At 68.6% G+C, this 13,737-nt stretch carries 3 protein-coding genes; 2 read left to right on the top strand and 1 reads right to left on the bottom strand.

Features of this window, described 5'->3' with window-relative positions; genetic code table 11:
- The first annotated feature begins 188 nt into the window (after positions 1 to 188).
- Positions 189 to 10,811: an isopeptide-forming domain-containing fimbrial protein gene (locus ACH4SP_RS02105; RefSeq protein ID WP_398408255.1), complete on the top strand. Its 10,623-nt coding sequence runs from the start codon at positions 189 to 191 to the stop codon at positions 10,809 to 10,811.
- Positions 10,812 to 11,020: 209 nt separating this feature from the next.
- On the top strand, positions 11,021 to 12,301 hold the full coding sequence (locus ACH4SP_RS02110; protein WP_398408256.1) for an NAD(P)/FAD-dependent oxidoreductase: 1,281 nt from the start codon (positions 11,021 to 11,023) through the stop codon (positions 12,299 to 12,301).
- Between the two features lie 181 nt (positions 12,302 to 12,482).
- Here ACH4SP_RS02110 and ACH4SP_RS02115 read toward each other — a convergent pair whose 3' ends face one another.
- Positions 12,483 to 13,631 carry an Lrp/AsnC family transcriptional regulator gene (locus ACH4SP_RS02115; protein ID WP_398408257.1) on the bottom strand — a complete coding sequence of 383 codons (1,149 nt, stop codon included), beginning with the start codon at positions 13,629 to 13,631 and terminating at the stop codon, positions 12,483 to 12,485.
- Positions 13,632 to 13,737: the final 106 nt, after the last annotated feature.

Here is a 13,737-nt window from a genome sequence, read left to right on the forward strand (position 1 = left end):
GCCAAAGACATCAAACCTTGATCAAGCCTCACGTACGGCGAGGGCTTCCGCACCTCCGTCGCTTCGGGCGGGGCGGAGGGTTACGTACGCCATTCGAGTTGATCTTCGGATGCGAAATACGTAAACGCCTGATATGGGGAGCCTTTACGACATTCTCACCTCGGCCGATACCCCGCCCGGAGGTACAGATGTTGCGAGCGAAGGTCCCCTGTGGACGCAGGCACGGACGCGGTCGGTACTCCGCGGCGGAACGGCTGCAACGGGCCGTCCGCGTGGTGGTGGCGATGGCGATGGTCGCCGGGGTCCAGTCGGCGGGGGCCGCTTCGCTCGCCGCGGCTGCCGCCGGCCGCGACCGCTGTGACGACACCGCCTACGTGCTGCGGGACTCCAAGGACGGCAAGCGCCGGAACCTGGGCACGCTCGCCCTCGACGAAGGCGGGCACACGGCACTCGCCCGCACCGAGGGTCTCGACGCGATGGGCTTCAACCGCCGCGACGGACTTCTGTACGGAGTGCGCCCCGCGCCGGACGGCCTCAACTCCGAGGTCGTCGCCCTCGACCCGGCCACCGGAACACCGAAGGCGGTGCGCCTGTCGCTGACCGGCACCGGTTACACCGCGGGCGACGCCACGGACGACGGACGGCTGATCGTGCGCGCCGACGGCAACCTGGTCGTCGTCGACATCAACCCCGACAGCCCCCACTACCTCCGCCGTACCGCGACCGTGCCGCTCTCCGGCCCGGTCGCCGGGCTCGCGGACTTCTCCTACCACCCGGGCGACGGGGCGCTGTACGGAGTGGACGAAGCGGGCCGACTGGTGCGCGTGGACGCCGAGTCGGGTGCGGTGAGCCGGCACGGGCGACTGGGCGTGACCGGCGTGGGTGCGACGTTCCTGGACCACGGCGGCCGCTTCTACGCGGCGGGCGACAGGACCGTACAGGTCGACCTCAACGGTCTCGACGGGGCCGGTACGAGCGGCCTGACGGACCGGGCCCGGCGCGCCGTCACGGTCGCCACTGCCCCCTCCCGGCTCCTGGACGGCGCGGGCTGCCTGGCCGACGAGGACAGGGCCCCGGTGGCGGCCGACGGGGAAGGTGCGGCAGGGAACAGCGGGGAGAAGTCTCCGAGGACTCCGACCCGGAGCGTCCCGTCCGACGGCGCCCACCGCACCGCGAAGAGCGAGTCGTCGGTGCCCGCTCAGCGGGCCCGCCGGAAGGCCGGTCGGGCCGGGCCGAACTGCGACGACGTGTTCTACCGGTCGGTCAACACGTCCGCGAAGACGGCGCTTCAGGCCGTCGACCTGGTCACCGGCGCCGTGCAGGAACGCGGCACCGCGGACGTCGCGTACAACGCCCTGGCGTACGACAGCCGGAGCGGCGGGCTCTACGCGGCTCCCAAGTCCAAGGCCGACACCATCCTGAAGATCGACCCCGCCACCGGCGCGGCCACCGAGGTCCCGGTGACGGGGCTGCCGTCCGCGAACTACACGCAGGGTGCGATCAGCCCCGACGGGTCCGTCTACTACCTGCGCGCGGGCAGTGGCCTCCTTTACTCCGTCGCGCTCACCGCGGGCAACACCGTCACCAGCGTGCGGGTGTCCACCGATCTCGGTGACTTCGCCGTCCACCCGGTCGACGGCAAGCTCTACGGCTACAACTCGTCGGGCACGCTGTACGTCATCGACCCGGCGACCGGCACCAACACCGGCCTCGGCTCGGTGCCGAAGACCGGAACCTACCTGGAGAGCGTCGCCTTCGACGAGCTCGGGAACCTCTACTCCATCGCCAGGGACGGGACGGTCACCCAGACCGAACTGACCGAGGTCACGGGCGGTTCGGCCGTGCGCGGTGCCTCGCACCAGTCCGGGAAGACGACAGCGGGTTCGAATGCCGACGGCGCGGGCTGCCTGATCGCCCGTGACCGGGGCGACGCTCCCGACTCGTACAAGACCACCGACGCCTCCGACGGGCCGCGCCACCTGCGCACTCCCGGCCTGACCCTGGGTACGGAGTGGGACGCGGAGCGGGGCGTCGACACCGCGAAGCTCGACACGAAGCTGGACGACACCACCGGCACGGCGGACGAGGACGGCCTCGCGGGAACATGGCCCACGACCGTCACCGGTGACACCTACACCGGGGAAGTCGCCGTCACCAACACCACCGGCCGCACCGCGACGCTGGCCGGCTGGGTCGACTTCAATGCCAACGGCACCTTCGAGGCCGCCGAGCGCACCACTGCCAAGGCCACCGCCTCCGGCACCGTCCGGCTGAACTGGACCGTGCCTTCGTTCCGTTCCGGATACCTCACCCTGCGCCTGCGCCTGTACGACGGCGAGGTCACCGACCCCGCCCCCACGGGAGACGCCGACGGCGGCGAAGTGGAAGACCACCAGACATGGATGTCGAAGCCGGGCAGCTGCCCGAACGACGTCTGGATCGTGAACAACAAGAAGAAGGACCTCTACACCTGGACGCCCGAGGGCGGTGTCAACCTGCACCTGAAGGGTTCCGGCTCCGACACGACCGACGCCATCGGCTACAACGTGATGGACGGCCACCTCTACGGCATGTCCTATTCAGCCAATAAGGGTCAGATCGTACGCATCGACCCGGCCACCGGTGCCTCCGAGCGCTTCCCGGTCGCCCCGAACGCCGAGGGTAAGGCGCTCTTCGCCACCGCCTACGAAGCCGGCGTCGTGTCCCCGGACGGGCAGAGCATGTACGTGCTCACGCACAGCCCGGGGGGTGGGTTCCAGGCGAACACGGTCAACGTCATCGACATCTCCGATCCGACCCGCCCGAAGTTCGTCAAGAACATCCCCAAGGTCATCGCGCACAGCCACGACATCGCCTTCCACCCGGAGGACAACCACATCTACCAGGTGGACAACAAGGGCAAGATCTACCGGGTCAATCCCGAGACCGGTGAGCAGAGCACCCTGCCCACCGTGAGCCTCGGTACCTCCGGCAGTTTCATCGAAGGCGCCTGGTTCGACGAGGACGGCTGGCTGTACGTCTACGGCAGCAGCGGCGGCAGCGTCGTCCGCATCGACCTGACGAAGACCGACCCCGCGACAGGTCTCGCGGTCGTGGGCGCGACCACGGCCGAGAAGATCGGCCAGATCGGCAACTACAGCGGCCCCGGTTCCGACGCGGCCGGCTGTGTGCCGCCGCCGTTGCTGTCGACGAAGACGGTGAGCCAGGCGACCGCGACCCCGGGCGACACCCTCACCTACACGTGGACCATCGAGAACCTGGCCGCCGACCCGAAGACCGACGTCCGCATCGAGGACGACCTGAGCAAGATCCTGGACGACGCGGACTTCGTCGAGGGCAGCCTCACCGCCTCCAGCGGCACCGCCACCCGCACCGGCGACAAGATCACCTGGACCAACCCGAGGGTCGGTCCGCACGAGAAGATCACCGTCACCTACCGGGTGAAGGTCAAGAACCCTCAGCCGGAGGGCGCCGACGGCATCCTCGACAACCGCATCCTCGCCAGCGAGGGCAACTGCCGCCTCGGCTCGCCCGACGCACGCTGCGCCACCCGCGTCCGTATCGGCGTACTGGACATCGACAAGTCCGCGGACAAGACCACCGTCGAGCCCGGAGAGACCGTCACCTACACGGTCCGAGTGAAGAACCCCGGCACCTTCCGCATCGAGAAGGGCACCTTCACCGACAACCTCGACGACGTCCTCGACGACGCGAAGCTCACCGCGGGTCCTACGGTCAGCGGTCCGGGATCGGCCACCGTCACCGGCGACAGACTCACTTGGACCGGTGACCTCGACCCCGGCCAGGAAGCCGTCATCACCTATACGGTCACCGTCAACGACCCGCCCAGCGGCGACCGGGAGATCATCAACACCATTACCGGCGGCGGCAACTGCGCCCCCGACTCCATCGCCCGCCGCCAGGTCTGCTCCACCACGACCACCGTCCTCGCCCCCATGGTGCAGAAGCTCGCCGACACCGTCGAGGCGGCCCCGGGCGACAAGGTCGCCTACACCATCACCCTGGAGAACCCGGCCGACGTCCCCATCAACGGCTTCACCCTCAGCGACGACCTGGCCGACGTCCTCGACGACGCCGACGGGCCCGCGGACCTGGCCTCCAGCCACGGCACCGCACCGGTCTTCGCGAACGGCAAACTGACCTGGAACGGCACCCTGCCAGCCAAGACCACGGTCACCCTCACCTACTCGGTCACCGTCAAGGACTCCGTCGGCGGCGACCACGTCATGAACAACCGGGTCGTCACCAACAAGGGCAACTGCCCGGCCGGGAGTACGGACGTCGGCTGCACCGAGCGCGTCGACATCGACCCGCTCAGCCGTCCCCTGGCCCTCAAGAAGGTGTCGGACGCGAAGTCCCCGGTGAAGCCCGGCGAGAAGGTCACCTACACCGTCACGGTCACCAACCCCAACCCGGCCACCTACCCCGGTGCCCGGTTCGAGGACGATCTGACCGGGGTGCTGGACGACGCGAAGTACAACGACGACGCGACGGCCACGGTCGGCACGCCGTCGTACACGGCGCCGAAGCTGACCTGGACGGGCGACATCCCCGCCAAGACCACAGTCACCCTCACGTACTCGGTGACGGTCAACAAGCCGACCACCGGAGACGGCAAGCTGTCCAACGCGGTCGTCGGCCCGGAGGACTCGAACTGTCCTGAGGGTTCGACCGACCCGAAGTGCACCAGCCCCGGCGGTGAGATCGCCGAGCTGAAGCTCAAGAAGGCATCGGACGCGACCGGCGCGATCAAGCCCGGCCAGAAGGTCACCTACACCGTCACCATCACCAACACCAGTGACACCGACTACCCGGGTGCCCGCTTCGAGGACGACCTGACGGGTGTGCTGGACGACGCGAAGTACAACGAGGACGCAGCGGCGACCTCGGGCAACGTTGAGTACACGGCGCCGAGGCTGACCTGGACGGGCGATGTCCCGGCTGGCCAGACCGTGACCGTGACGTACTCGGTCACGGTGAACAAGCCGCTGTCGGGCGACGGTCAGTTGAAGAACGCGATCACGGGTCCTGAGGGTTCCAACTGCGAGCCGGGTTCGACGGACCCCGAGTGCAACTCGGGTGAGGGCAACACCGCCCAGCTCGCCTTCAAGAAGACCTCGGACGCGAAGTCGCCGGTGAAGCCGGGCGACAAGGTCACCTACACGGTGACGGTCACGAACGCGGGCAAGGCCGCGTACGAGGGTGCGTCGTTCGAGGACGACCTGAGCGGCGTCCTCGACGACGCCAAGTACAACGAGGACGCTGCGGCCACGAGCGGCAACGTCAGGTACGTACAGCCGAAGCTGTCGTGGACCGGTGATGTTCCGGCCGGTGGCACGGTGACGGTCACGTACTCGGTGACGGTCGACAAGCCGTTGACGGGGGACAAGCAGCTCAAGAACGCGGTCGCGGGCCCGGAGGGTTCGAACTGTGAGCCCGGCTCGACCGACGAGGACTGCACGAGCCCCGGCGGGGAGGTCGCGGAGCTGAAGCTCAAGAAGTCGTTGGACAAGGCCGGTGCGCTGAAGCCGGGTGAGAAGGCGACGTTCACCGTGACGGTGTCGAACACCGGCAAGGCCGACTACCCGGGCGCTTCGTTCGAGGACGACCTGTCGGACGTGCTGGACGACGCGAAGTACAACGAGGACGCAGCTGCCACGAGCGGCAACGTCAGGTACGTACAGCCGAAGCTGTCCTGGACCGGTGACGTCAAGGCCGGTGAGACGGTGACGATCACGTACTCGGTGACGATCAACAAGCCGTTGACCGGCAACGGGACGCTCGGCAACGCGGTGACGGGTCCTGAGGGTTCGAACTGTGAGCCCGGCTCGACGGATCCGGACTGCGAGACTCCGCCGGGTGGCGAGATCCCGGAGCTGAAGTTCAAGAAGGTGTCGGACGCGAAGTCCCCGGTGAAGCTGGGCGACAAGGTCACGTACACCGTCACCGTCAGCAATCCCGGCAAGGCGGAGTACAAGGGTGCCCGGTTCGAGGACGATCTGGCCGGTGTGCTGGACGACGCGAAGTACAACGAGGACGCTGCGGCGACCTCGGGCAGTGTTTCGTACGCGGTGCCGAGGCTGACCTGGACGGGTGATGTTCCGGCTGGTCAGACGGTGACGGTGACGTACTCGGTGACGGTGAACAAGCCGGCCACGGGTGACGGGAAGTTGTCCAATGTGGTTGTCGGTCCGGAGGATTCGAACTGTGAGCCTGGCTCGACCGACGAGGACTGCACGAGCCCGGGTGGGGAGGTCGCGGAGCTGAAGTTCAAGAAGTCGTTGGACAAGGCTGGTGTGCTGAAGCCGGGGGACAAGGTCACTTTCACGGTGACGATCGACAATCCGGGTACGGCTGCCTATCCGGGTGCGTCGTTCGAGGACGATCTGTCGGACGTTCTGGACGATGCGACGTACAACGAGGATGCCGCTGCTACGGCGGGGAATGTCAGGTACGAGGCGCCGAAGCTGTCGTGGACCGGTGATGTTCCGGCGGGTGGCACGGTGACCGTGACGTACTCGGTCACGATCAACAAGCCGCTGTCGGGTGATGGTCAGCTCGGGAACGCGGTGACGGGTCCTGAGGACTCCAACTGCGCCCCGGGTTCGACGGATCCGGACTGTGAGACGCCTCCCGGTGAGGGCGGCATCGCCGAACTCAAGCTGAAGAAGACCTCCGACGCCAAGACCCCGGTGAAGCCCGGCGAGACGGTCACGTACACCGTGACAGTCAGTAACCCCGGCAAGGCGGAGTACAAGGGTGCCCGTGTCGAGGACGATCTGGCCGGTGTGCTGGACGACGCCAAGTACAACGAGGACGCTGCGGCGACCTCGGGGAATGTGACGTACACGCAGCCGAAGCTGTCGTGGGTCGGTGATGTTCCGGCCGGTGGCACGGTGACCATCACTTACAGCGTGACGGTGAACAAGCCGACCACGGGCGACGGCAAGCTGTCCAACGCGATCGTCGGTCCGGAGGACTCGAACTGTCCTGAGGGTTCGACCGACCCGAAGTGCACCAGCCCCGGCGGTGGGATCGCGGAGCTGAGGTTCGAGAAGGCATCGGATGCTTCTGGTCCGATCAAGCCGGGGCAGAAGGTCACGTACACGGTGACCATCGCGAACCCCGGCAAGGCGGCGTACGAGGGTGCCCGGTCCGAGGACGATCTGACTGGGGTGCTGGACGACGCGAAGTACAACGAGGACGCTGCGGCGACCTCGGGCAACGTTGAGTACGCGGCGCCGAGGCTGACCTGGACGGGCGATGTCCCGGCCGGTCAGACCGTGACCGTGACGTACTCGGTGACGGTGAACAAGCCGCTGTCGGGTGACGGTCAGTTGAAGAACGCGATCACGGGTCCTGAGGGTTCCAACTGCGAGCCGGGTTCGACGGACCCCGCGTGCGACTCGGGTGAGGGCAACACCGCCCAGCTCGCCTTCAAGAAGACCTCGGACGCGAAGTCCCCGGTCAAGCTCGGTGACAAGGTCACCTACACGGTGACGGTGAAGAATTCGGGCAAGGCGGCGTACGAGGGTGCGTCGTTCGAGGACGATCTGGCTGGTGTGCTGGACGACGCGAAGTACAACGATGATGCGGCGGCGACCTCGGGCAATGTGACCTACATGCAGCCGAAGCTGTCGTGGTCCGGTGATGTTCCGGCGGGTGGCACGGTGACGGTCACGTACTCGGTGACGGTGAACAAGCCGGCCACGGGTGACGGGAAGTTGTCCAATGTGGTTGTCGGTCCGGAGGATTCGAACTGTGAGCCTGGCTCGACCGACGAGGACTGTACGAGCCCGGGTGGGGAGGTCGCGGAGCTGAAGTTCAAGAAGTCGTTGGACAAGGCTGGTGTGCTGAAGCCGGGGGACAAGGTCACTTTCACGGTGACGATCGACAATCCGGGCACGGCTGCTTATCCGGGTGCGTCATTCGAGGACGATCTGTCGGACGTTCTGGACGATGCGAAGTACAACGATGATGCGGCGGCGACCTCGGGCAATGTGACCTACATGCAGCCGAAGCTGTCGTGGTCCGGTGATGTTCCGGCGGGTGGCACGGTGACCGTGACGTACTCGGTCACGATCAACAAGCCGCTGTCGGGTGATGGTCAGCTCGGGAACGCGGTGGTGGGTCCTGAGGACTCCAACTGTGCCCCTGGCTCGACGGATCCGGACTGCGAGACGCCTCCCGGTGAGGGCGGCATCGCCGAACTCAAGCTGAAGAAGACCTCCGACGCCAAGTCCCCCGTCAACCCCGGTGACACGATCACCTACACGGTCACCGTCACCAACTCCGGCAAGGCGGAGTTCGAGGGGGCCCGGTTCGAGGACGACCTGACCGGCGTTCTGGACGATGCGACGTACAACGAGGACGCCGCTGCTACTGCCGGGAACGTCAGGTACACCGCTCCGAAGCTGACCTGGACCGGGGACGTCCCGGCAGGCGGCACCGTCACCGTGACGTACTCCGTGACGGCCCAGCTGGGTGGCGACGCGCAGCTGTACAACGAGGTGACCGCCGCCGACAGCAACTGCCAGGCTGGCGAAGACCCGGCCAGCGCTGACTGCAGCGTCACTCTGGAGATGCCCACGGTCGAGGTGAGCAAGGAGGCGGACAAGAAGTCGGTCCGTGCGGGCGAGAAGGTCACGTACACGATCACTCTGCGGAACACCAGCGGCACCCCCGCCCGCGGAATGACGGTGCGCGACGACCTGTCCGCCGTCGTGGACGACGCCGTCCTCGACACCAACAGCCTGAGCGCGGTGAGCACTTCGGGTACGGGGGTCAACGCTCCGACGTACGACGCGGCGGGCAAGCGGCTCAACTGGACCGGGGACATCGACCCCGGTGCGACGGTGACCTTGACCTACACGGTCACCGTCAAGCCGGGCGCCGAACTGGCCGACCACGTGCTGCGCAACGCGGTGACCACCTCGCTGGGCGGCTGCGCCGTCACGCGGCTGAGCCGGGCGGGCTGCGGCACCGTGACCCCGGTGGCCGCGCTGGAACTGCGCAAGGCGTCCGACGCGAGCTCGCCGGTGAAGCCGGGGGACAAGGTGACGTACACGGTCACCGTCACGAACCCCGGCAGGGCGGCGTACGTGGGGGCTCGGTTCGAGGACGATCTGACCGAGGCGCTGGATGACGCGAAGTACAACGAGGACGCTGCTGCCACGGTCGGAAACGTCCGGTACACGGCGCCGAAGCTCACCTGGACCGGTGATGTACCGGCCGGCGGCACCGTCACGGTGACCTACAGCGTCACCGTGGACGACCCGGTCACCGGCGACCACCGGCTGGCGAACTCGGTCGTCGGGCCGAACGGGACCAACTGCCCCGAAGGATCCACCGACCCCGCCTGCTCCTCCACCGGCGGCGACATCGCCGACCTGCGCATCAAGAAGACCTCCGACCAGGACGCCTCCGTCCAGTTCGGGGACACCATCACCTACACCGTGACCGTCACCAACCCCGGCAGGGCGGCGTACGAAGGGGCTCGGTTCGAGGACGACCTGACCGGCGTCGTGGACGACGCTTCCTACAACCAGGACGCCGCCGCCACGTCGGGCACAGCCTCGTACACCGCGCCGAAGCTCAGCTGGACCGGTGATCTGGCGGCGGGTGCCTCGGCCACGATCACCTACTCGGTCCGCGTCGGCCTGGGCGGTGACGGAATCCTGCGCAACGCCGTGACCGCCGCGCACGGCAACTGCGCCGCGACCCGTCCCGGAGCCGAGTGCTCCACCACCCACACGATGCCCGAGGTCGAGGTCGCCAAGACCGTCGACAAGGCGGTCGCCCGTCCGGGAGAGAAGGTCACCTACACGGTCACCCTGAAGAACGACAGTGACGCCGACGCCCGCAACGTGGACGTCTTCGACAACCTCGCCGAGGTCCTCGACGACGCCGACCTCGACCCGGGCAGTCTGACCGCGACAGCGACTCCCGCCGGAGCCCCCGCCGCACCGACCTTCGACCCGGGCACCAACCGGCTCGCCTGGCACGGCGACGTGCCCGCCAGGACCACGGTCACCCTCACCTACACCGTCACCGTCAAGAGCCACCGCGACCTGACCGACCACCGGCTCACCAACACGCTGACCACGTCGCTGGACGGTCACCGCTCGCTGCGCGACGTCCGCCGGATCGTCTCCGTCACCACGCTGGTGGCCACGATGGAACTGCGGAAGTCCTCCGACGCGGGGCCGGAGGTGTACCCCGGGGACAAGGTGACCTACACCGTGCAGATCACCAACAAGGGCAAGGGCCGCTACTCCGGCGGATCCTTCACCGACGACCTGACCGACCTCCTGGACGACTCCACCTACAACCAGGACGCCACCGCCACCGCCGGGAACGTCAGCTACAGCACGCCGCGTCTGACCTGGACCGGCGACATCGAGCCCGGCGCCACCGTCACGGTGACCTACTCCGTCACCGTGAAGCCCGAAGGCTCGGGCGACGGCAGGCTCACCAACCGCGTGACGGGCACCAGTCCCGGTGCCGGCTGCCCGGCCGGGGCCCAGGATCCGGAATGCGCCACCACGCCGGTCCCGGTCAGGCCCCTGCCGCTGACTCCGCCGCCCTCGCCCTCGCCCTCGGTGACGGGCCCGACCAAGCCGACGACGGGTCCCACGGGGAAGCCCACCGGGAAGCCGACCGGCGTGCTGCCCGAAACGGGCAGCGACAGTGACTGGACGATCTGGCTGGCACTGATCGCCGCCGCCACCGCGCTGACCGGCACCGGGTTCGCACTCAAGCGCCGCGTCTCCCACCGGGGCCGCCACTGATACGTAACGGCCCGCCACGGCGGGGAGCGACAACGGTGGGGCGGATCCCGGCACAGGCCGGGGTACCGCCCCACCGCCTTGCCCGCGGCTTGATCGCGCATCGGCCGATCCGCACCTCTTGACAACTATTCATGCACCTGACAGCAGTTGCACTGCACCATGCACCATCCCCACGAACGGCATCACACCTCGAAGGGAGCGCTCACCGCATGACCAAGCCTGAGAGCGCGGGATACGACTACGACGTCGTCATCAGCGGAGCCAGCCTCGCCGGAAGCGCCGCGGCGATCCTGCTCGCTCGACGCGGTGTCCGCGTCGCACTGCTGGAACGCCACTCGGACCCCGAGGCGTACAAGGTGCTGTGCACGCACTCCCTGACGGCCTGCGCCTACCCGGTGCTGGACGAGCTCGGCCTCGTCCCCGCCCTGGAGAAGGCGGGAGCCGTCCGCAACCAGGCCCGCTGGTACACCCGTTGGGGATGGATCGAGCCGAAGGCCGCGCCGGCCGGCCCCGAGCTGCCGTACGGGTACAACATCCGGCGCAGCACCCTCGACCCGCTGATCAGGTCCCGCGCGGCGGAGACTCCCGGCGTCGATCTGCTGCTCGGTCACCAGGTGACCGGGCTGATCAGAGAAGCCGGGCGGACCTCGGGGGTGCGCGTGTCGACGGCAGAGGGCGAGCGCGAGATCCGGGCTCGTCTGGTGGTCGGCGCCGACGGCAAGGACTCGGCCGTGGCGAAGTTCGCCGGGGTACCCGACAAGGCGTACGAGAACGCCAGGTTCGGCTATCTCGCGCACTTCCGCGATCTTCCGCTGCCCGGCGGGATCAGCCACGCCTGGTTCCTGGAACCCGACATGGCGTACGCGTTTCCGAACGAAGACGGGGTGACGGTCCTCGCGGTGCTCCCGGACAAGAAGCGGCTGCCGGCCTTCCGGGAAGACCTGGAGGGCAGCTTCCTCGAATTCGTCCGCGCCCTGCCCGAGGCACCGCCCATCGACTCCGCCGAGCGCATCACGAAGATCATCGGCACTGTCAACTACCCGCTGCACAGCCGCAGGCCGACCGCACCGGGCGTCGCGCTCATCGGTGACGCCGCGCTGACCAGCGATCCCCTGTGGGGAGTGGGCTGCGGGTGGGCCCTGCAGACCGCGCACTGGCTGACGGAGGCGATCGCCTCGGCCGCGACCGGCCGGGGTGGTCGCGATCACCTCGACAGGTCGCTCGCGGCGTACGCACGCAGACACGGGCGGGGGCTGCGCGGTCACCAGTACCTGGCCGCCGACTTCGCCAGGTCCCGGCCGTTCAACCCTCTGGAGCGGCTGATGTTCTCGGCGGCGGCGCGCGATGCGGCCGTGGCGCGGCACATGCACCTGTTTGCTTCCCGCCTGATCGGGCCGCTGCGCTTCTTGAACCCCGTGGCGATGGCCAGGGCTTCGGCCGTCAACGTCAAGTACCGCAGGGCGGCAGCGTCGTCGTCGCCCCTGCCATAGGGGTTGCTCCTGCCATAGGGGTTGCTCCTGCTGGAGGAACGCCTTTCCGGCAACGGGCTGACCGGGGGCGGGCCGTTTACGGCCGTTCATGCGGCGGGTGAGGCCGCCGTACCGGGGCGCCGGTCGTTCACGGAAGGGGCGTGGCGCCGGTCGCTCACGGTGGGGGCGTGGCGCCGGTCGTTCACGGTGGGGGCGGGCCCAGCGGGACGCGTCCGACGGCCCGTCCCTGTGCGTCGAGCAGCCAGCCCACCCGCTTGAGGGTGCGGAACGTCATGACGCGGTTCCTGATCTCCAGCTCCGGCAGCCGCTCCGCGAGCAGGGTCTCGAACCGGCCGATGTCCCCCATGCCGTGCAGCACCGCATGGACGAGGAGGTTGTCGGGGCCGCTCACCGACGCCGCCATCCGCACCTGTTCCAGCCTGGCCACCGTGCGCCCCGCCACGTCGACCGCGTGGTGCGGCACCCGCATGCGGTAGACGACGTGCACCGACAGCCCGGCGAGCGGATACGCCATGTCGCAGCGGAGCTGCATCCTCCCCTCGTTGAGCATGCGTTGGAGGCGGCGGCGCACCGCGTACTCGCTCAGGCCGGTGAGTTCCGCCAGGCCCGTGTAACCGAGGCGCCCGTCGACACCCAGGGCGTCCAGGACGGCCTGGTCCTGCGGCGTCGGGCGCAGGAACGGCTGGGTGCTGTAGGCGATCTTGTTCTGCGGACGCGGTGGGCCGAGCTCGGCACGCCCCGCCGGGGGCATCGCCCGCATGCGCCAGTCGCTGCCCTCGCCGAACAGGGAGATGCCCACGCCCACACGGAGACCGCGCACCCCCGGCAGCTCGCCGATGTGCCGGTGGACGGCCCGGCCGAGGGCGGGCAGGTCCTCGGCGGCGACGGACAGCAGGAGGTCGAAGTCCCCGCTCGTCTGGTTGACGTCGAACACCCAGGGCATCGCACAGGCCGCTTCGATCACCTCCGCCTGGTCCTGCGGGCGGCAGGACACCTCGACGAAACCCACGGTCGCCGTCCGCACCGTGTCGTACGCGGTGACCCAGGCGAGGCCCGCCGCACGGAGCCGCTCCCAGCGCCGGGCGGCGGTGGTGGCATCCACACCGAGTGCCCGCCCGATCCGGGACCACGGGGCGCGGGGCGCGGCCTGCAGGGCTTCCACGAGCGCCAGGTCCTGTTCGGAGAACCGGACCGCTCCGTCGGCGAGGACCGTCCCGCCGGTGAGCCGGGGCTCTTCATCGGTGAGCCTGGTCCCTCCATCGGTGAGCCTGGTCCCTTCACCGGAGAGCCCGCTCCCCTCGCCGGATTCCTGCGCCATCTCTCGTCCCACGCCGCTTTCCTGCATCTGAGAAGAACCGATCACCGTGAGGTGGATCGTATGGGCACCTCACGGTCGACCCACCACCCCGGCCCCCCGGCGAGAGGAGAGGCATGGC

Origin of the sequence: Streptomyces sp. NPDC021093 (assembly GCF_044333135.1) — a bacterium.
In the GTDB taxonomy this organism is placed as follows: Bacteria; Actinomycetota; Actinomycetes; order Streptomycetales; family Streptomycetaceae; genus Streptomyces.

Excerpts from the sequence above, each read along its gene's own strand:
- ACH4SP_RS02105 (WP_398408255.1), top strand. The coding sequence starts at position 189 with ATGTTGCGAGCGAAGGTCCCCTGTGGACGCAGGCACGGACGCGGTCGG.
- ACH4SP_RS02110 (WP_398408256.1), top strand. The coding sequence starts at position 11,021 with ATGACCAAGCCTGAGAGCGCGGGATACGACTACGACGTCGTCATCAGC.